18 protein-coding genes, 1 tRNA gene and 1 pseudogene are annotated in these 19,693 nt (G+C 38.5%); 18 read left to right on the top strand and 2 right to left on the bottom strand.

Features of this window, described 5'->3' with window-relative positions; translation table 11 throughout:
• Position 1: 1 nt before the first annotated feature.
• The 5 genes and pseudogenes from FJU10_RS09360 to tnpA all read left to right on the top strand — a co-directional run.
• Positions 2-940, top strand: coding sequence for an ABC transporter permease (locus tag FJU10_RS09360; RefSeq protein WP_140965726.1), 939 nt, complete (start codon positions 2-4; stop codon positions 938-940).
• Positions 937-1,716, top strand: coding sequence for an ABC transporter permease (locus FJU10_RS09355; protein WP_140965725.1), 780 nt, complete (start codon positions 937-939; stop codon positions 1,714-1,716). The genes FJU10_RS09360 and FJU10_RS09355 overlap by 4 nt, the downstream gene beginning before the upstream one ends.
• On the top strand, positions 1,709-2,416 hold the full coding sequence (locus FJU10_RS09350) for an ATP-binding cassette domain-containing protein (protein WP_140965724.1): 708 nt from the start codon (positions 1,709-1,711) through the stop codon (positions 2,414-2,416). Before FJU10_RS09355 ends, FJU10_RS09350 begins: the two co-directional genes overlap by 8 nt.
• Positions 2,409-3,062 (top strand): ABC transporter ATP-binding protein, encoded by a 654-nt coding sequence (locus FJU10_RS09345; RefSeq protein WP_140965723.1) that lies wholly within the window; start codon positions 2,409-2,411, stop codon positions 3,060-3,062. The genes FJU10_RS09350 and FJU10_RS09345 overlap by 8 nt, the downstream gene beginning before the upstream one ends.
• Positions 3,063-3,291: 229 nt before the next feature.
• Positions 3,292-3,732: pseudogene (tnpA, locus tag FJU10_RS09340) on the top strand (IS200/IS605 family transposase); the annotation flags it as partial.
• 1,286 nt (positions 3,733-5,018) lie between these two features.
• On the opposite strand, the gene FJU10_RS09335 reads toward tnpA, so the two are convergent.
• On the bottom strand, positions 5,019-5,279 hold the full coding sequence (locus tag FJU10_RS09335) for a hypothetical protein (protein WP_140965722.1): 261 nt from the start codon (positions 5,277-5,279) through the stop codon (positions 5,019-5,021).
• A 1,258-nt stretch (positions 5,280-6,537) separates the two neighbouring features.
• On the opposite strand from FJU10_RS09335, the gene FJU10_RS09330 reads away from it, so the two are divergent.
• Entirely contained in the window at positions 6,538-7,278 is a 741-nt protein-coding gene (locus tag FJU10_RS09330) for a helix-turn-helix domain-containing protein (protein WP_140965721.1), read from the top strand.
• Positions 7,279-7,290: 12 nt separating this feature from the next.
• Positions 7,291-7,686, top strand: coding sequence for a hypothetical protein (locus FJU10_RS09325; protein ID WP_140965720.1), 396 nt, complete (start codon positions 7,291-7,293; stop codon positions 7,684-7,686).
• 522 nt (positions 7,687-8,208) lie between these two features.
• Here the strand turns inward: FJU10_RS09325 and FJU10_RS09320 are convergent.
• Positions 8,209-8,281 (bottom strand) — tRNA-Lys (locus FJU10_RS09320).
• Positions 8,282-8,359: 78 nt separating this feature from the next.
• Here FJU10_RS09320 and FJU10_RS09315 point away from each other — a divergent pair.
• The 11 genes from FJU10_RS09315 (at position 8,360) to FJU10_RS09265 (ending at position 19,690) form a co-directional block, all read left to right on the top strand.
• Positions 8,360-8,599: a helix-turn-helix domain-containing protein gene (locus tag FJU10_RS09315; RefSeq protein WP_140965719.1), complete on the top strand. Its 240-nt coding sequence runs from the start codon at positions 8,360-8,362 to the stop codon at positions 8,597-8,599.
• A 57-nt stretch (positions 8,600-8,656) separates the two neighbouring features.
• A complete protein-coding gene (locus tag FJU10_RS09310; RefSeq protein ID WP_140965718.1) occupies positions 8,657-9,844 on the top strand; it encodes a tyrosine-type recombinase/integrase in 1,188 nt (395 codons plus the stop codon).
• Positions 9,845-10,338: 494 nt separating this feature from the next.
• A complete protein-coding gene (locus tag FJU10_RS09305; RefSeq protein ID WP_140965717.1) occupies positions 10,339-10,905 on the top strand; it encodes a DUF1836 domain-containing protein in 567 nt (188 codons plus the stop codon).
• Positions 10,898-11,758, top strand: a complete 861-nt coding sequence (locus FJU10_RS09300) for a DegV family protein (RefSeq protein ID WP_140965716.1) — start codon at positions 10,898-10,900, stop codon at positions 11,756-11,758. Before FJU10_RS09305 ends, FJU10_RS09300 begins: the two co-directional genes overlap by 8 nt.
• Positions 11,759-11,890: 132 nt before the next feature.
• Positions 11,891-12,595 carry a response regulator YycF gene (gene yycF / locus FJU10_RS09295; protein WP_010747607.1) on the top strand — a complete coding sequence of 235 codons (705 nt, stop codon included), beginning with the start codon at positions 11,891-11,893 and terminating at the stop codon, positions 12,593-12,595.
• Between the two features lie 3 nt (positions 12,596-12,598).
• The gene (walK, locus tag FJU10_RS09290; RefSeq protein ID WP_140965715.1) at positions 12,599-14,440 is read left to right on the top strand and encodes a cell wall metabolism sensor histidine kinase WalK; all 1,842 of its coding nucleotides are present in this window, start codon (positions 12,599-12,601) and stop codon (positions 14,438-14,440) included.
• Positions 14,437-15,747 carry a YycH family regulatory protein gene (locus FJU10_RS09285; RefSeq protein WP_140965714.1) on the top strand — a complete coding sequence of 437 codons (1,311 nt, stop codon included), beginning with the start codon at positions 14,437-14,439 and terminating at the stop codon, positions 15,745-15,747. Before walK ends, FJU10_RS09285 begins: the two co-directional genes overlap by 4 nt.
• On the top strand, positions 15,748-16,602 hold the full coding sequence (locus FJU10_RS09280; RefSeq protein WP_081118365.1) for a two-component system regulatory protein YycI: 855 nt from the start codon (positions 15,748-15,750) through the stop codon (positions 16,600-16,602).
• Positions 16,603-16,657: 55 nt separating this feature from the next.
• Positions 16,658-17,464, top strand: coding sequence for an MBL fold metallo-hydrolase (locus tag FJU10_RS09275; protein ID WP_005231151.1), 807 nt, complete (start codon positions 16,658-16,660; stop codon positions 17,462-17,464).
• 42 nt (positions 17,465-17,506) lie between these two features.
• Positions 17,507-18,244 (top strand): MurR/RpiR family transcriptional regulator, encoded by a 738-nt coding sequence (locus FJU10_RS09270; protein WP_034872439.1) that lies wholly within the window; start codon positions 17,507-17,509, stop codon positions 18,242-18,244.
• Positions 18,245-18,397: 153 nt separating this feature from the next.
• Positions 18,398-19,690: a PTS sugar transporter subunit IIC gene (locus FJU10_RS09265; RefSeq protein WP_081118367.1), complete on the top strand. Its 1,293-nt coding sequence runs from the start codon at positions 18,398-18,400 to the stop codon at positions 19,688-19,690.
• The last annotated feature ends 3 nt before the right edge of the window (positions 19,691-19,693 follow it).

The raw sequence follows: 19,693 nt of genomic DNA, 5'->3' as shown, positions 1-19,693 counted from the left end.
CATGAATGTTCGCATCCTTTGTCGAAAGACGTTCCGCTTCTTGCTTAGTTTGCTGCTTTTTTCAGTGTTGCTATACGGGTTGCTGTATCTATCGACAGGGGATCCGGCGATTAGTTTATTGAGAAAATCTGGCACATCGAACATCACAACAGATGCACTGAATCAAACACGCCAAGCTTTGGGGTTGGATCAAACATTCTTTGTCCAATACTTTCGTTGGCTGTTGCTTATCCTGCAGGGGAACTTTGGCTTATCTTATATGTCAGGAGAGCCAGTCTTACAGACTATGATCGCCAGATCAGCGATTACCGTCACCATTATTGGTTGGTCGTTTGTTATCAATCTGCTTATTTCTTTGGTGGCGGGGACGCTGATTGCCAATTCACCAGTATTAAGGAAAGGGCGGTCTATATTAGTGGTCTGTTTGTCCTTTCCGAGTTATTGGATAGCCATTGTATGTATCTTCATATTTGGGGTCCAATTACAATGGTTCCCTTTTGTAGGCAGTGGAACTGCGAGCCATTTGGTGTTGCCGATTCTCGTTTGTATGCTGTCAGAAGGGCTGTATTTGATCAAAATCGTGAGTGACTTATTGAGCGTTTCAGCTGAAAGCGATCTGGAATGGATTGCTAAGCGTAGACGTATCCCTTGGCTTGCAAGGCGATACTATCAAATAAATGACAATATGGTTCCTTTGATTGCTTTATACGCCAACAGTCTGATACGTTTATTTAGTATCACGATCATGGTTGAAGTGATTTTTAGTATTTCTGGTATCAGCAAGTTATTGATCGATGCGATTTCCGTGAGAGATTATCCCATGATCCAAGGTGTGGGATTGGTGATTGCAAGCATCGTTTTTTTGATCAATTATCTGTCGGATGTGCTTGTTCTGTTATGCGATGAACGAGTAATGCTGCAGCAAGGAGAAAATCTATGAAAAAGGTTTTTGGACTATGTACCTTCATTTGTATCATTGCAGGGATATTTTTGTTCTTGCAAAATCCTTACGAGATTGCGAGAGAACAACGATTGCTGGGTCCTAGTTTGCAGCATTGGATGGGCACAGATTATTTGGGACGTGATCTCTTTAGCCGTTTAATGTATGGCACTGCCTATTCTCTGGGTTATGCTTGTCTGTCGATGATTGCTGTTGTGTGTGTCAGTCTGCTGCTCGGTGGACTTGCTGGCAGCATCGGTGGATTGGTTGATACAGTGATTACCACCTTTGCGGATATCATTGTCAGTATTCCAGCGATTCTCTTCGCCTTGGTCTTTTCTGGATTGTTTGCCAATTCGATCACCACTGTTTTGGCGGCGCTGGCTTTCAGTTGGTCCGGGCGCTATATTCGCTATATTCGAAACCTTGTATTGGATATACGGAAAGAAGCCTTTATTTTGTTGGCGCCGATGCGAGGATCAGAAGGGATGCATACGTTGATTCACCATGTATTGCCTTCCATGCGACCGGCTTTGCTGTCGTTATTCGTGACAGATATCGGGCGAATCATGTTGAATATTTCAGGCTTGGCTTTCTTGGGTATTGGTGTACATCCTCCAACACCAGAATTAGGCACGATATTGTATGATGGCAAGCTTTATTTTTATGCTGCACCAGGGCTGTTTATTTTTCCGGGGGTGATGTTATGCTTTGTGGTTTTGGTGACCCAAACAATTGGACTGCGCGTGAAAGAATATGGTGAACACAATGCTTGAGTTAAAACAGGTCACGCTTACCTTGCGGGACAAGAAATTGTTGGAGAATGTCTCTTTTCAGGTTGAACCAGAAACATTTTATTGTTTGATCGGCGAAAGCGGCGGGGGGAAAACTTTGATTGGAAAAACACTGCTGGGACATCTACCCGCTGATTTCACAGTGGAAGGCGAGATCGTGGTCAACAGTCAGCGGGTAGAAGTGGTCTTGCAGAATCCAGTGGATAGTCTTGCAGCAAACATACCGGTTGGTACCCAACTCCATCATCTGCTTCGGGGACAAAGAATCCCCAAAACGCAATGGGCACTGCGAATAGAAGAAGTATTGACGCAGGTTGGGTTGAACTATGATAAGACTCTGTTAAACAAACGACCCTATCAACTCAGTGGCGGGATGTGCCAGAAGGTTGCTTTGGCAAGCGCGTTGATTGCCAAACCAGAAGTGATTATTGCGGATGAGGCGACGAGCGCATTAGATGCTGAAAGCCAGCAATCACTCCTCCAGTTGCTGAAGAAGTTGCAAACTGAGGAACATTGTACCATCTTTTTCATCACCCATGATCTTGATCTGGCCCACACGTTTAGTACCGATTTAGGTGTCGTCAAAGATGGGCGGTTGATCGAGTCTGGAAAAACAGACTCGATCATGACCAATCCGAAACAAAAATATACGAAAGAATTGATTGATATATTTGATGCTTAATGAAACTATTTTACGAATAGAACAATTATCCAAATCCTATAAACAACCGATTTTACGACATTTATCTTTTCAGTTGGCACAAGGTGAGTGGTTAGGGATCGTTGGAGAAAACGGAAGTGGTAAATCCACATTGGTTAAAATCATTGCTGGTTTAGAAAAGGCTGATCAAGGCACGATCTATCTGCATGAGAAGAACCAATCCAGTTATACACGAAAAGAATGGGCGCAGCAAATCCAACTGGTGACACAATATTCTCGAAAGTCTTTAGATCCGATGAAGACAGTGGCACAAATTTTGCGGGAACCATTGCAGTTATGGCATCTCGTTCCTGCTGAGCAAGTGGAGGCACGTATCGCTTCAATGATTGTTACTTGCAATTTGCCAACTGATATATTATCTTCGTATCCAGCTGCACTAAGCGGCGGACAGTATCAACGGGTGTCTTTAGCCCTCTCTTTACTGATTGAACCAGCCATTTTGATTTGTGATGAAATGACTGCAAGTTTAGACAAAATCAATGAACGCCATCTGTTCAAGTTTTTACGTACACAAAAGCATATGACAGTCATTATGATCTCGCATGATGCGGTTCTGGTAAATCACATTTGCGACCGATGTATTAGAATGCAGGATTTTAAAGTATAAACTTTTACAAATTATTTCCAGTATTCTATGTTAAAAAAGCTTCAAAGTATGAATTAAAATACAGAAACGACGGTTTTTTGTGTGAAAAGCTCAAGCGACCTTCAAGGGTTAGACCAACAAATCTAACTTTTGGAGGTTGTTTCATATTATTGACTTTAGTCAGTTTCGTTCGCGTAGCGTACGAAACAAAAAAACGCGCGTTTCTACACGTGGACGAAATAGCTTTAGCGATAAAAGTTTAGCACATACAAGATGGAATTGTAAGAATCACATAGTCTTCACCCCGAAGTATCGACGAAAAGTGATTTATGGAAAGTTAAGAGTAAGTATTGGCCAGATAGTAAGAAAATTGTGTGAGATGAAAGATATTGAAATTATTGAAGCTCATGCAATGCCTGACCATATTCATATGTTAGTAAGAATACCGCCAAAGATTAGTATTTCTAGTTTTATGGGCTACTTAAAAGGACGAAGTGCAACCTTAATCCATGAAAAACATGCGAATTTGAAATATAAGTATGGGAATAAAAGCTTTTGGTCCAAAGGATACTACGTGAGTACGGTTGGGTTAAATCAAAAAACAATTGAAAAATATATTCGAGAACAAGAAGCAGATGATCGAATAAGAGATAGTATAAGTAAACAAGAGTATGTAGATCCATTTAAATAGTTAAAGAGAGAGGGCTGTGAGCGGTTGGTGGTCATTTAAAAAGCCCCTTTTAAGGGGCTAGCGAGTGGTGAGCCCTTCTAAGGCTGTTAAAAAGCCACCCCGTTTTCACGGGTGGATATATTTACTTATACGTAACTTTATTTTCTCAAGAATTGCATGATATTTCAATTCACCCTAAAAGAATTAAAATATATATCAATAGTAGTGAAATATACGAACATAATGACTCTAAGTAGTTAAATGATATTAGACAAACAAATCCTCTCTTACTCAAATATGAGTAGGAGGTTTTTTATTCACTTAATTCATATTCTTGAGGAACCATGAAAGTAGAAGGATCTAATGAAGAGGTAAAAAACATTTTTTCTTTATTTTCATGAATAGTAACTTTGTAAATCTTTTTAATTTTGTGTTTGAAGTATTTAACCGGTGTTTTCTCGTAATCCAGTATGGATTTTTAAAAAATAAATTCTTTGCTTCCGCCAGTGTAGGAAGAGTCACAGTATTGATAACAACTAAATGTTGTATTTGTTTTTCTTAATAGTTTTCCATAAAACTTTTCGCATCTAGCATTTGAATTTAGGACTGGGGACAGTTCGACTACAAAAAAATCTCCGATTTTTAAATTTCAATATTTATTTCGTGAGATTGCTCAAAGTAGATATAAGTTACTATTTTGGAATATTTGAAATTATTCATGTCTATCCTCCACCTTTGTTATTTAAGTATAATTTACTGTTTAATTAAATGAAAATAGGATGCGGATAATTTACGTAAGCTAGCAATTTTTTTAATACTATTGACCATATTTCTACTATTTACAGTATTTCACTTTATATTAAACAATAACAATTTTGTGTGTTACTTCACTAGAAAAAACTTAAGATGTGATAGTAAGAAATTTTCCGTCGTCAGAAACTTTTCAATTTATTTTATCACTATATTTAACTAATAAACATTATTAACTAGAATATCGTCTGTGTTACTTTTTAATAGATATAATAAAAAATAAGATTCTTATTATTAAGATTGAATATAGGAGGATAAACGCAATCTAAAGTTGATTAAATAGCAATTAAATTATTTACCTAAAAAAATTCTAACAATTTGTAATCAAGGACAAGTACGACATTAGAGAAAAGAGAAATTTTAAAAGAGAATGTATTTCTGAAATAGAAAAAATTATTTATCAAATATTGTTCAAGCTAATTTTTGTAGCGATAATTTAAAAGTTAAAAATTTGTTAAACACACTTATGTTGAGTTCGGAAAGAGTTTTTTTATTTTTTAAATACCGAGTTTCTGAGTTATATGATCTGGATTTATTATTTTAAATTTTTTGACGATAAATTGATTACGAGGAGAAGTTTCTCCTGTGACTTTCACAGTATATACTCTGTTCTGGAGAAACAATATTTTATCAGCCTTTTCGCTATTACTAAAAATACAGTTTATATCTCCATAATTTGATACCACTACGAAGGATATAACCAATGGTTCAATAATGTTTACCCATATTGAATCTAAAAGCCCAATTTGTGTTTCCATAACTTCATCAACCTACCTTTGTATTATTATATCAGGTTAAGTAGTTAAATAGAATAAAATTACCAATAAGATGTTTTTTTATTCTACAAATAATTGTTCTTTTATTTAAAATAATATATTAATTAAATTAAGAAGTTAATATAAGTAAGCGCATCAGATATCCAACTTTAATTTATCACTATATTGAGGAAGTGCTTAAAAATATAAAAATGCATATATTAAAAATATTAGGGATGTATATTTCGATAGCCTTATCCTATAATGTATAATTATATGGTTATAAGAAAGAAGCGATTAAAATATGAATGATAACCTTATTTCATATTCTATAATTAGTGTTACTAATGGGAATAATATGGATTATTTTTCAAACTTTACACCATTTATAAAAGATAGTTTAAAATCTAGCTCTGAAAATGTTGTATGCATGGATTATGTTCAAGAAAAGTTAAAAGAGATCTTTTCTTTGGATATACATTCTGGTATTATTAGAAATTTATTTGATAGACCATCTCAGAATAATTATATTATTGATACTGATTCTTATATATAAACCTGATCGTGAAATGTTAGAAAAAGAAAAGGGGAAAAATATCTTCATAATGAGATTCAAAAGAATTAAGGGTGGACAAAGACTAACGTGGAAATAGTCTTAGGATGTATAAAGGTTTTTTTGATACTCCGTTCGAGAGCTATATAAAGTCAGAAAACAATTTCGGTTACTTATTACGGCACTTAACAGGATGAAACTAACAAATACAGGTATTTGAATCACCGAAAATAATTATAAAAAATAAGGCGCACTTGAAAAATAAGACATTTTCGAGTGCGCCTTGTTTTTTAGAAAACGTAGCTAACTAATTTATATTTCACCTCTTTTGGTGATTTTAAAAGTACACACATAGTGAGTTTTAATAAAGATATTCTATGCGAAAATGTGTGAATAGTTATGTAATACCGATAACTTAATAAGGATTAAAATTTCTGTTATATCCATAATAGATTGGTTATCTCTTAATAAATTTTGCGACGTAAGTGGATGAGCAGGAAATGCCCTGAAAAGGATAATTTCATGTTGTTAATTTAGCAATGAGAGAATGAAATAATTAGAAGAGAAAATAATGATTTGTAATTTGTATCAATGATTTTTCGTTTTTAATCATCATTAAATGAAATCGTTTTATTTATTTTCTTTTTGTGATAAAAGTGAAATGAGAAGGTGATTAATAGTTATAAAGTAAGTAGGAGGGTGAAAAGAATGATAGAACTAAAAAGAATATATTATACAAATGATTTAGCGTATTCTACAAATGATCTTAGCAAGAAAGGGTGGACTATACTGTTGACGAAGAAAGGAATGTATCTGGAGAAATCAGAGGTAGAAATAATTCTAATAGAATATCAAATGATTTTTCAATATGTTGAACAAAACGTACTAAACCAAATTATTATCGTCGAAATGAATTTATTTTGCGAACCTTCTTCAAACTACATTCGAAAGATTGATCTGAAAATTAATCAAGAGTTATCCAGTTTGATTCAGTTGCTTTTTACAAGATTTGAAACGAAAGATCGAACCTATTTAGTGGAACCGGCTATCGAAATGATAATAAGAAAAGTATTTCGATTGAATATTTCTACCCTGAAAGAATATTTTGAAATATTTAAATTAATAGCATTCATAAAAGAGAACTTATCTGAAAATTTGTCCGTTAGTGATTTGGCGGAATTTATGCATATGTCCAAACCTACTTTAAATCGTTTTTGTTTGAACAAAATAAATACAGTACCTCAAGATTTAATTAATGATATAAAAATTACATTGGCGAAAAATTTGTTGGAATCAACGGATGAAAAAATCTTCGAAATTGGTGAGAGAGCTGGATTTTTTAACGCTAGTGCATTTACTATTTTTTTTAAAAGATCAACTGGTTTATCTCCAAAAGAATATAGACAGAATTATTTTGATTCTTGGAAAGAACATAGCTTAACTACCTAGAGGTGAAGTATTATGGGGAGTAGAGAAATAGAAGTTCGCATGATAGAAATAATGGATGAAATTGTTATTTTAACAAAAGAATATGTTCTGTTAAAGGACCGAACATTTAAATATGACAAGAAAATTTCGCAAGAGAAAATTCATGAAGAATATTTAAGAGAGAATGATTACCAAAAATATAAAAATAGTTACGACATTATTTCTTTGTATATAACTTCTTTTTTAAAGGAAAGAGGCATCCCAACAAAATCCCAAATTATTTATGAACACTTAGTGAATGAAAAGCGAATATCTTTATCTTATACTAATTTGCAAAGCAACTATCTTAAAAGGATCCATGATGACAATAATGTCAATGTGGAGCGCGCATATAGGGGATATTATCAATATAGACGAAAATCAAAATGAATTATAAATGTGTCTAGTGATGTCTATAATCAGTAACAATTAAATAAAGTTATAGCATTCTATATTTTAGAAGCACTAGTATTTGTGATTCGGATCAAAAACTTTTCAATATGTGTCATTCTATGCTGCGCCTATATATCTTCTGAAAAAAATTGATAAAACTATTTTAGAAAGGAACGATTGAGTTCCTTTATTGCTCATTGATAATCGAATAGTCCATTTTCTAAATTTTTTTCAGTGATTAAGTAGCAGGCAACTTTTTGGCGCCAAGATCTCTTAGATTTGAAGGAGCGATAGACCAAAAGTTGTGACTAAAGCATGGAAACTTTAGGCAAAGAGATAATTATTGAAGATAATGATACTCACGTAAGCGTCCCGCTGATGAACAGGGGGAGGAGGAGACTCCTGTGTACCTTTTCCAAGGTGGTTTAGAAAATGTTTAAAATAAAAAATGGAACAGCATAAATGTTTTCGAAATGCTTTCGCACCAACATTTACCTGTTCCGTGGGTTTGGCACCCAATGGGCCATGAAGGACTCGAACCTTCGACACCTTGATTAAGAGTCAAGTGCTCTACCAACTAAGCTAATGGCCCAAAAATTATTACTTTGATATAGTATCACTATTTTAAAATGTTGGCAACAATAACTTGTGATTTTTCTAGGAGGAAAAAATGGATCGAAACATTTATGACGTCATGTTTGAGAACTATAAAGATCTGGTTGGAATAAATGAATTGAGAGAGATGTTAGGAGGAATAGGTAGGAATAAAGCTTATGGGTTACTAAAAGCAAACAAGATAAAACATGTCAAGATAGGCAGCAATTACAAGATTCCTAAAAAGTGTGTGATCGAATACTTAAAAGGTGCCCAAAATGTGGCAGATGAGCATACGCAGGCTATGGTACAATAAAGTTGTTAGAATTGCGTTTTCCATAGCTTACTTTTTTCAGCTTTAGGAGGATTTGAATTGAAATTAAGAGCGAATATTGTAGAAAAAAGAGGAACTCTCCAAGTTGTTGTTACAATAAAAGATGGTTTTGGAAAAACTTCTCAACGATGGAGAGATACCAAACTAAAAAAGAAAGGAAATAAGAAAAGAGCTGAAAGAATAAAAGAACAATTTATATCTGAGATTGAGCAAGAAATTGCTATGAAACAAGAGGATTATCTTGTTTTAAAACAGGAAAAAACCGAAACTCCTTTTGTCGATTACCTTTATAGTTATCTTGAAACAGCTAAACCACAACTGTCTAAAACGTCTTACTTTAGTTATAAACGTTACATCGATATTAGGATAAAGGGTTATTTTGGACCTAGTGGAATTATGTTATCTGACTTAAAACCGGTCCATTTGCAAAGGTTCTATCAAAAAATATTAGATGATGGGTGCACTGGAAATACTGCTCTACACTATCATGCCTTTATTAGAAAAGCTATACAGGAAGCTTGTATGACAGAACAAATAGATGAAAATATTGCTGATCGTGTACGTAGACCGAAAAAGGACTCCTTCGTGCCAAACTTTTACACAAAAGATGACGTACTAAAACTACTACAAATATTCAAAGGTGAGAAGCTCTATCCAATAATTTTATTAACAGTATTTTATGGATTTAGAAGAAGTGAAGTTTTAGGGCTGAAATGGGATGCGATTGATTTTATGAATAAGACGATCACCATTAAACATGTAGTTTTGGAAAATAAAGAAGACTTAACAACAGTTCTTAAAGAAGACAGAACTAAAAATGCTTCAAGCTATCGTTCTGTTCCTTTAATAGAAACAGTTGAAGAGGAGTTAGTGAAATTAGCGCGGTGGAAGGAAAAAAATAAAAAGCTTTTCGGAGCTGAATATAATTACGAAGATGATGATTATCTATTTACTATGGAAAATGGCAATATCATAAGACCAGATTTCGTTTCCAAACGATTTGCAAAGGTGATCAAGAGAAACAATATAAAAAGGATACGATTCCATGATTTGAGACATACAACTGCTTCTATAATGATTGGAAATGGTGAGCACATGAAGAAGGTGCAAGAGTGGCTTGGTCATGCCTCTTATACGACAACTGCTAATCTTTACGCACACCTTGATCCAAGTTTCAAATATGCTTCTGCAGAAAATTTAGCTAATACATTTGGATTCAAAAAATAAATAACAAAAAAAGACTTGATCAAAATTGAATGGCAAGTCTTTAAGCGATTATTATTAAAAAAAGTCTGTCATTTTGTTGGCAAATTGTTGGCAATTAGATGGCCTGAAGATTATCAACTAAGTAAGCCTCGTTAAAACCTCTATATATCAACGTTTATAAACATACCTCTACATAAGAGGGCAGGTGATTAAGAGTCAGCTGCTCTACCAACTGAGCTAACGGCCCGTACCAAAAGTACTTCATTATCTTAGCACTCCGTTGTTTAAAAATCAATCATTCTTTTGAAAAAAATGTGTGCTTTTTCAGTTGTAAAACAGAGGTTATCTTAAAAAAATACCATTCATTCCCCAATTTCAAATGATAGGAAATTCTTAAAAGATTGATCAGAATGCTTTAAAAACTCAGAAAGCCGTGATAAAATGTATCTAGTTATCGAAACTAGGTGATTAGTTTGTGATAATCTAACCTTCTGTTAGTCAAAATGGAGGATGACATGGAAAAATTACGATCGGACATGAAAACATGGGGCGAATCGCTGCTGGAATTCCATCTGCCTAGGTGGGAAGAATTACCGACCCTGGAACTGTATATGGATCAGGTAATCACTTTGATTGACCAATATTTATCACCAGTGATCCAAACAGAAAAACATCCGCTATTGACCTCGTCTATGGTCAATAATTATGTCAAAAAAGGGATGATCCCCGCACCAGAAAAAAAACGTTACAACCAAAAGCATCTCGCATTTTTGATCGCGATCACGATGCTGAAGCAAGTGTTGACGATTCCAGAAATAAAGACAGGCATCCTTTTTCAAGGGAAAGCTGTCGGAATCAGAAATGCCTATAATGTATTTTGTGAAGAACAAGAAAAAGCAATTCATCTTGTTGGCAAAGAAGCAATGGGAGAGCCCGAGCAAATGGCATCGGAACCAATCCCGATTGAATTAGTGGCCATGAAAGGTGCAACGCGTTCCTTTGCTAATAAATTATTGGCAGAAAAAACAATCGAATTAGAAGTCATTTATTTAGAAACACATAAAGGAGAAGCCCATGAATAAAGAGAAAATTGCCCTATTAGTTGATTCAGGTACCGATGTTCCCGCACAGATCATGGAGCAATACGGCATGTATATGCTGCCATTGCAAATTATTTACAAGGATCGGACCTATACCGATAAAGTTGATATTACTGCCGAAGAAATTTACGAACGTTTGCCGCAAGAGATTCCTAGTACTTCATTACCTGATGGCGCGGCGATCGGGGAAATCTTTGATCGGATCAAAGCCGATGGGTATGAAAAAGTCTTTGCTGTAACCATCTCCAGCGGATTGAGTGGAACGTTTAATGTTGTTCGCCTGTTAGGTGAACAACGGACCGACCTTGAGGTTTTTGTACTTGATACGAAAAATATCGGGATCGGTGCAGGGCTACAAGCGATTCGTGCGGCAGAACTGTTAGAAAAAGGCGTGACCTGGGAAGAATTGCAGGCACAACTAACGAATGAAGTCCCGAAAAACAAAGTCTTTTTCAACGTAGCTACCTTAGAGTATTTACAAAAAGGCGGCCGGATCGGTCTTGTCGCATCCATCTTAGGTAATGCTTTAAAATTGAATCCCATCATTTCTTGTAATGAAGAGGGAATCTACTATACGGTCGCAAAATCTCGTGGACGGAAGAAAAGCTTGGACAAAACCGTCGACTTGATCAAGCAATTTATCGGTGATCATCGCCATGTGCGTTTAGCTGTGGCCCAAGGTGATGCACTACAAGAAGCCAAAGAGATGAAGGCAAGATTAGAAGCCGAATTTCCAAAGGTCAAAGAAATCTTGTTTGGGCAAATCTCTCCCGCATTAGTTGTCCACACGGGTCCTGGGTTGTTAGGAATCGGTATCCAGCTTTTAGAAGAGTAAAAAAGAAAGGCCCCGTGCCTTTCTTTTTTTGTGCTTTCCTTAAGAATGAGGCGGCGGTTTTTGGGAAAGATGAAAAGCCTGTTTAAATAATGTATAATAAGTAAGAAACCAAAAAAAATTGAGGTGACATTTTTGAAAAAGATCCTAGTCGTGGACGATGAGAAACCAATTTCTGATATCGTCAAATTTAATTTAACCAAAGAAGGATATGAAGTATATACCGCCTATGATGGAGAAGAGGCATTAGAAAAAGTAGCCGAGGTCGATCCTGATCTGATTTTACTTGATCTGATGTTACCAAAAATGGATGGGTTGGAAGTTGCACGGGAAGTGCGCAAAACCCATGACATGCCGATCATCATGGTCACAGCCAAAGATTCTGAAATCGATAAAGTACTAGGCCTTGAGCTTGGTGCGGACGATTATGTAACCAAACCATTTTCAAACCGGGAATTGGTGGCCCGCGTCAAAGCCAATCTGCGTCGCGGCTCGGCAGCTGCGAAGGAAGCAGACGACAATGCCAACAGCGAATTAACGATTGGTGATTTAACGATTCATCCGGATGCCTACATGGTCACTAAAAATGGTGCAGCCATCGAATTGACGCACCGGGAGTTTGAATTGATGCACTACTTGGCAAAACATCTTGGTCAAGTGATGACCCGAGAACATTTATTGCAGACTGTCTGGGGCTATGACTACTTTGGTGATGTCCGAACCGTTGACGTGACGGTGCGCCGTTTGCGTGAAAAAATCGAAGACAGCCCGAGCCATCCAAACTATTTGGTTACTCGTCGCGGAGTGGGCTATTACTTGCGGAACCCAGAACAGGAATAAGCTATGAAAAATAAGGTTCGCTTTTTTCAATCGGTGAACTTCAAAATCGCCCTGACTTTTATCTTGATCTTATTGATTGCGATCCAGATTATCGGGGCGTATTTTATTCGCGAATTGGAAAGAACAACGGTCGATGCCTTCAAACGCGACATGGAGGCACGGGCCAGCACGTTAGTGGTAACATTAGGCTCTGAATTGAGTCGCATGGATAATGATGACGGTTTGGATTGGGATTCCATGAATGCTTCCTTGAATCGAATCTTAACGAGTACCAACTCTTCGGAAATTTTGGAGATGCGGGTGGTGGATGAGCAAGGGATTATTCGTGCAACCACCAATATCAATGATCGTGGATCGGTGGGAGAAAAAAATGATTACCGTGATTACGATACGAACCGTAGTGAAGTCCTTTATGATGAATCCAGCGGACAACGCGTGTTCAATATCGTCCAGTCGATCCAATCACCGACAGGGGATGCCGTCTTAGGAACCCTTTATTTACGGAGCAATCTTGAGTCAAAATACAATGAAGTTAGTACAACAGCGGTCATCTTTGTTACCGCCTCGCTGATTGCGGCAGTGATTTCGATCATTGTGGCACTATTGGTCTCTCGTTCCATTACCCAACCAATTGGAGAGATGCGGGAACAAGCGATTCGTATCGCCAAAGGAGATTATAGCCGCAAGGTCGCGATTCATGGAAAAGATGAATTGGGGCAACTGGCGGAAACCTTTAATCAATTAGGGGAACGAATCGAAGAGACCCAAGAGGCGATGGAGTCCGAGCGAAATCGGTTGGACAGCGTCTTGTCTCACATGACCGATGGGGTTGTTGCCACCGACCGACGAGGCAAAGTCATTACCATCAATGAGATGGCGATGTCTTTATTGAATGTCACTAACGAAGAAGCGATCGGGCAGTCGATTTTGACGTTATTGGAAATCGATGAAGAATACACGTTACGAAAGCTTTTGGAAAACCCTGAAGACATGCTATTGGAGCGTCCTAGCAATGATTCGACGGGAACAAATCTGATTTTGCGCATTGATTTCTCCATGATCCGTCGAGAGTCCGGGTTCATTTCCGGTCTAGTTGCCGTAATGCACGATGTCACGGAACAAGAAAAGAATGAGCAGGAACGGCGAGAATTTGTCTCCAACGTTTCTCATGAGTTGCGAACGCCTCTAACGAGTATGCGCAGCTACATCGAAGCGCTGAGTGAAGGGGCTTGGAAAGATCCAGAAATTGCACCGAACTTTCTGAAAGTGACCTTGGATGAAACGGATCGGATGATTCGCATGATCAATGATCTGTTGAGTTTGTCGCGGATGGATAGTGGCAATTCGCAACTGCAGTTGGAATATATCAATTTCAATGAAATGGTTAATTTCGTGTTGGATCGTTTTGACATGATGGTGACGAATGAAAGTAAAAAATATTTGATTCGCCGCGAGTTTACCAAACGAGAATTGTGGGTGGAAGTCGATACGGACAAAATGATCCAAGTGATCGACAACATCATGAATAATGCCATCAAATATTCCCCAGATGGTGGGATTATTACGGTGAAATTGATGGAGACTCATAACAACATCGTCCTTAGCATCAATGACCAAGGACTAGGAATTCCGAAAAAAGATCTCACGAAGATCTTTGATCGTTTTTACCGAGTCGATAAAGCTCGAGCCCGCCAACAAGGAGGCACCGGCTTAGGGTTGGCGATCTCACGTGAAGTCATCAAAGCTCATGGCGGTGCGATTTGGGCGGAAAGTCGAGAAAATCGCGGGTCAACATTTTACATCATGTTGCCGTATGAACCGTATGAGGAGGATTGGTGGGTATGAGAATCTCAGAAAAAATCATTCGTGTAGGCTTGATCGTGATGATCGCCTTGAGTTTTTATTTCTCCTATATGATTTGGCTAAATCCGACCGGGTTCAACAATGCCAGCACGGAAACAGACACTGGCGTCAATCCTTCGGTTCAAACCTACAAACAAAAAAGCGATTTGTTTTTGCCCCTATATCTGACTTGGAATGATGAAGAGGATATCAAAGAAACCAATTCTGAAGCGGTGATTCGAGAGATCCAAGAGGTGATCAACGAGGCAACGATCAGTGATTTGACCCTGCGGACCTATGGTGAGGAACAAGCTTTTTCAAAAGCCCAAGAAGTCAATCAAGGAATATCCTTAAACTACTATACGACGTTTTACTTGAAAGACTACGAGAAAACCTTTGATAAAGAGCTGTCCTTAGAGGACGAAAGTGAAACAGAGGATTTTCCGTTTTCTCGCATCCAGTTTGATCTCGAAGAAAACACGATCCAATTTGTTGACTTTACCCATCAACGAGTAGTTCGAGGCAAGATCGACTGGGATAAAAGCCAAGTAAAACACTTACTGGCAGACAATCCTCGGGAATGGACGGCAATGAGGACTGATCAAGAACGATCCAGCAATCAATATTATACGCAAGATTCGATCAAGCTGAAAAAATACAGCTACTATTCTTCGACACAGTCTCAGAGTTTATTTCGAGAAGCCTTTTTCAGCAATCCTAAAAACGTCAAAATCAATGATGAAAGTGTCGATACCTACTATTATGAAGGTGGGCAAAACATGACGGTCTTGCAAGATCAACAGCAAGTCAAGTTTGAAACCACCACAGATGGTTCCGATGAAACGGATCTGGCAATGTTGAGTGCGGATTACATTATTCGTCTAGGCAATAACTTTGGGACAATCCGCTATTTTGATCAACAAGACAAACACTTGGATTATCGGGTTTTCGTTGAAGGCTATCCAGTCTTTAGTACTGGTGGCCAGGGGGTGATCAGTGTAGCTTTTTCAGAAAGTGGTCAGACCGGCAGTCGTGAAATGACGATTTCTGCCAGCTTGAATGCGATCCAAGTGCCGATTCCTTCTGAAACCGAGATTGAATTGCCTTCTAGTTTGTCAGTCAAAAACGATCTGATTGCGGCAGGGGCTGATCCTGAATCGTTGCAACAGATCATCGTCGGCTATCAATGGGGGGAGATCAAAGATGCACCACTTGTTGATTTGACGCCTGCTTGGTATGTCAATTATGACTCGTCTTGGATCAGTTATGATGCATTAATGACAAAATTAGCAGAAACGGAGGGGAATTAATTGGATTTTAAACGAATCGAATGGATTTTTTTCCTCGCTTTTCTTGGCCTGAATGTCTTCCTTTTCAATGTCTACAGTGAGGCTCGCAGCGAGCATCAGATGGTTTCACAATCAAACCAAACGATTCCAATCGAACAACGACTCGATTCTGAGGACATTCGGTATTCTGGCGAATTATCAGATGAGGTCTTGAGTGGCTATTATTTGAGCGGTGAACAGACGGATTTTGATGTGGAACTACGAGATCCGCAACTTAATACTCAGTTCAAAAGAGGGTCGACGGTCAAAGGGCAGCAGTTGATCCATGTCTCAACCAATGGCTTTTATATCAGTGATGATTCTCAAACGGAAGAAACCGTCAATGGTTTCTTGCAACGAAAAGATCAAGTCCTATTTGGGGATGAATATGACTATTTGGAAAACCTCTCTGTCTTGAACGCCAATCATCCGACCGTGGTGGCGGTTCAATCCTATGAAGGCATTCCTTTCAATGACAGCTCAAGTCGGATCGATATCACCTTAGAACAAACGGATGATCTTTTGCAGATTGCCCGGTACACCCAAACACATATCTCCAATATTACGCCTCTAAGGGAAAAGATGACGGTCTATTCAGAAAAAGAAGCAGTAAATACACTTTATCTGAACAACAAGCTGCCGAGTCACTCGAAAATTCTCTGGACGGAATTAGCCTATACGATGATTTTAAAAGTTAGGGAAAAAAATGTGTATATTCCTGCATGGTTTATTGCTTTCCAATTAGATGGCGATGACACTATCCAAATCGAAACGGTCAATGCCTTCAGCAATCGGATCATCACGAATAATGCCGTTCAAAAGGTAGAAAATCCATAAAAAAGCGGGTATAATGGAACTCGTTGAAACAACCAGAGAGGAAGTCACGTAAACCATGATGAAGGAAAATGCCTTTCAAGTAAGTATTCTAGCCAGCGGAAGCTCAGGAAATTCGCTCTATATCGAAAGCAATAAAAAGCGGATCTTAGTGGATGCCGGTTTGAGCGGCAAGAAGATCACTTCATTATTGGATGAAGTAGGGCGCAAACCAGAAGACTTGGACGCCATTCTTGTGACCCACGAACATCGGGACCATATCCACGGTGTTGGAGTACTGGCACGAAAATACAAACTTGATGTCTATGCGAATACAAAAACATGGCAAGCGATGGACCCAATGATCGGCAACGTCGCTGTCGAACAAAAACACATCTTTGAGATGGGCAAAGTGCTAACTTTGGGTGACTTGGACATCGAAAGCTTTGGTGTCTCCCACGATGCTGCAGCGCCGCAATTTTATCGTTTCCATAAAGATGGCAAATCATTCGTGATGTTGACGGATACCGGTTATTGCAGCGATCATGTGCGAGGCATTATCAAAGGCGCCGATGCATACCTTGTGGAAAGCAACCATGACCTAGAAATGCTGCGAATGGGCCCTTACCCATGGAGCCTCAAGCAGCGGATTCTTGGAGATCGCGGTCACTTATCGAATGAAGATGGGGCTCTTGTCATGACGGACATCTTGACCGACAACACCAAACGGGTCTATCTTGGTCATTTAAGTAAAGAAAACAACCTGAAAGAGTTGGCGCACTTAACGATGGTCAATACCATGAAAGAACATGATCTAGGTGTTGGAGAAACGTTTGAAGTCTATGATACCGATCCTGACAAAGCGACGGAATTGTTTGCGATCTAATCGATCATCAGAGGGATGAATTTGTTGGGTGGAGGCAGTGGGATGTTTGATGAAGAAAAAATCAAGACTTTGAACGAGCTTGAAATGGCAGTTTATAAATACATTGTCCAACATTTTGAAGAGATCGATCAGCTGACGATTCGCGAATTGTCAGCTGCATGCCACGTCTCAACGTCGACGATTTTACGATGTATCACGAAATTGGGCTATCGTGGATATTCAGAGTTAAAGTATGCGATCTGTCAAAAAAAGGAACAAGACGCACGAGCGTTTGATCTTTTCTATGATGCAACGATTCAAGTCAATACATTCTTAAAAAAAGTCAATAATGAAGATTACCGTAAGTTTATCCAGCCGGCAGTAGAACTGATTCTTTCCGCACGCCATGTGGCGTTTTCTGGAATCGGCACAAGTGGGATTCTTGGTACTTATGGCAGTCGCTATTTTGCCAACTTAGGTATCAATGCTTATAGCATCGTCGATCCCTTTTTGCCAGTACCGCCTCGTGGGATGGAAAATACGTTAGCGATCATTTTATCGGTGTCGGGTGAAACCATTCAAATGATCAAGCAAACGGAGGACTTTAAACGGTATGGGGCAAAAGTACTCAGCATCACCAATGATGAAAAATCGACGATCGCCCAAATGGCCGATTACAATATTTCCTACTATATGCCTGTTGTCAGTGGAGGAAAAGAAGTCGATTTGAACCTGACAACGCAAGTCCCGGTGATTACATTGATCGAACTTTTGGCCCACCAAGTCTACAAGCAAATCTAAGCAATGAAAAAAACAGCTTCGGCTGTTTTTTTTGTTGGAACATGTTTCATATCTCAGAGAAGCTATAGGCAAGGAGCATATTATCCATTAAGATTTATTTGTAAGCGGATTCACTGGCCGGTGGATAGAACTTTATTTTAGGAGTGATGTGAGATGAACGAATGGATCAATGAGAAATTATTACCCCCAATATTAAAATTTGTCAATACGAAAGCAATTACTGCATTAAGAAACGGCATGCTCTATACGATGCCCTTTTCAATCGTAGGATCGATTTTCCTACTATTAGCAAACTTTCCCGTCCAGTCGATTGCGGATTGGGTAACGAATAGCGGCTTAGGTGAATACTTCAACCAAGCCTATGGTGCCTCTTTTGCAATTATGGCCTTTTTCGCCGTAATGGGTATCGCCTATTCATATGTAAAAGCAGAAGGTTATGAAGGACTCCCTGCAGGAATGATTGGTTTAGTTATTTTCTTATTAACTATGGAGTCAAGTGTAACGGATGCTGAAACAAGTGTGACCATCGCAAATGTCATTGATAAAACATGGACCGGTGGACAAGGCATGATCAGTGCCATCTTAGTGGGACTTTTTGTGGGCTGGGGCTATACTTGGTTCTTAAAACGCGACATCCGGATCAAACTGCCAGAACAAGTGCCCACCAATGTCGCAAACTCATTTACAGCGTTGATTCCGGCAGCTGTTTTGACGACCATCGCATTAGGCATTTATGTTTTCTTTGATAAGGTCTTTCAGACAACCGTGGTCGAATGGATCTACACTGTGATTCAAAGTCCGATGCAAGGTGTGACGGATTCCCTTGGCGGTGCCTTGATGCTAGGCTTCTTAGTGCCATTCTTGTGGTTCTTCGGGGTTCATGGTTCGACGATCGTGGGCGGTATCATGGGGCCGATTTTACAAGCCAATTCATTAGCAAATACGGCTATTCTTGAATCTGGAAAAGCATTGACATTGGAAAATGGCGGACACATCGTGACCCAACAGTTTTTAGATCAATTTATGACGGTAACTGGTGCAGGAATGACGATTGGCATCGTGCTATACATGGTGGCTTTTGCCCGTTCAGCGCAGTTCAAACAATTAGGACGTCTCTCCCTGATCCCAGCATTCTTTAATATCAATGAACCAATTATTTTTGCGACACCGATCGTCATGAACCCAATCATGGTATTACCATTTATTTTGACACCGATGGTTTCAGGCGTGATCACGTATTTTGCACTTTATACCGGTATCGTGCCGCTCTTTACTGCTGTGCAAGTTCCCTGGACGACCCCGCCGATCATTTCAGGCTTTCTAGTAGGCGGTATCCGGACCGCAATTTTACAATTTGTTGTTTTAGCAATCGGCTTCTTTATTTACTATCCTTTCATTCGTAAGGTCGATAGTTTGAACTATAAACAAGAAACAGAGATCGTTTAATAC

Origin of the sequence: Enterococcus sp. OL5, assembly GCF_006491895.1 — a bacterium.
Lineage (GTDB): Bacteria > Bacillota > Bacilli > Lactobacillales > Enterococcaceae > Enterococcus_D > Enterococcus_D innesii.
Note: the sequence above shows the minus strand (reverse complement) of the source record. Positions and strands in the feature narration are given on the sequence as shown.

What these genes read in the sequence shown, in the direction of transcription:
- FJU10_RS09330 (WP_140965721.1), top strand. Translation starts at nt 6,538, where the DNA reads ATGATAGAACTAAAAAGAATATATTATACAAATGATTTAGCGTATTCT.
- FJU10_RS09270 (WP_034872439.1), top strand. Translation starts at nt 17,507, where the DNA reads ATGTTTGATGAAGAAAAAATCAAGACTTTGAACGAGCTTGAAATGGCA.
- walK (WP_140965715.1), top strand. Translation starts at nt 12,599, where the DNA reads ATGAAAAATAAGGTTCGCTTTTTTCAATCGGTGAACTTCAAAATCGCC.
- FJU10_RS09350 (WP_140965724.1), top strand. Translation starts at nt 1,709, where the DNA reads ATGCTTGAGTTAAAACAGGTCACGCTTACCTTGCGGGACAAGAAATTG.
- FJU10_RS09275 (WP_005231151.1), top strand. Translation starts at nt 16,658, where the DNA reads ATGATGAAGGAAAATGCCTTTCAAGTAAGTATTCTAGCCAGCGGAAGC.
- FJU10_RS09360 (WP_140965726.1), top strand. Translation starts at nt 2, where the DNA reads ATGAATGTTCGCATCCTTTGTCGAAAGACGTTCCGCTTCTTGCTTAGT.
- FJU10_RS09285 (WP_140965714.1), top strand. Translation starts at nt 14,437, where the DNA reads ATGAGAATCTCAGAAAAAATCATTCGTGTAGGCTTGATCGTGATGATC.
- FJU10_RS09300 (WP_140965716.1), top strand. Translation starts at nt 10,898, where the DNA reads ATGAATAAAGAGAAAATTGCCCTATTAGTTGATTCAGGTACCGATGTT.
- FJU10_RS09325 (WP_140965720.1), top strand. Translation starts at nt 7,291, where the DNA reads ATGGGGAGTAGAGAAATAGAAGTTCGCATGATAGAAATAATGGATGAA.
- FJU10_RS09345 (WP_140965723.1), top strand. Translation starts at nt 2,409, where the DNA reads ATGCTTAATGAAACTATTTTACGAATAGAACAATTATCCAAATCCTAT.
- FJU10_RS09335 (WP_140965722.1), bottom strand. Translation starts at nt 5,279, where the DNA reads ATGGAAACACAAATTGGGCTTTTAGATTCAATATGGGTAAACATTATT.
- FJU10_RS09315 (WP_140965719.1), top strand. Translation starts at nt 8,360, where the DNA reads ATGGATCGAAACATTTATGACGTCATGTTTGAGAACTATAAAGATCTG.
- FJU10_RS09305 (WP_140965717.1), top strand. Translation starts at nt 10,339, where the DNA reads ATGGAAAAATTACGATCGGACATGAAAACATGGGGCGAATCGCTGCTG.
- FJU10_RS09265 (WP_081118367.1), top strand. Translation starts at nt 18,398, where the DNA reads ATGAACGAATGGATCAATGAGAAATTATTACCCCCAATATTAAAATTT.
- FJU10_RS09355 (WP_140965725.1), top strand. Translation starts at nt 937, where the DNA reads ATGAAAAAGGTTTTTGGACTATGTACCTTCATTTGTATCATTGCAGGG.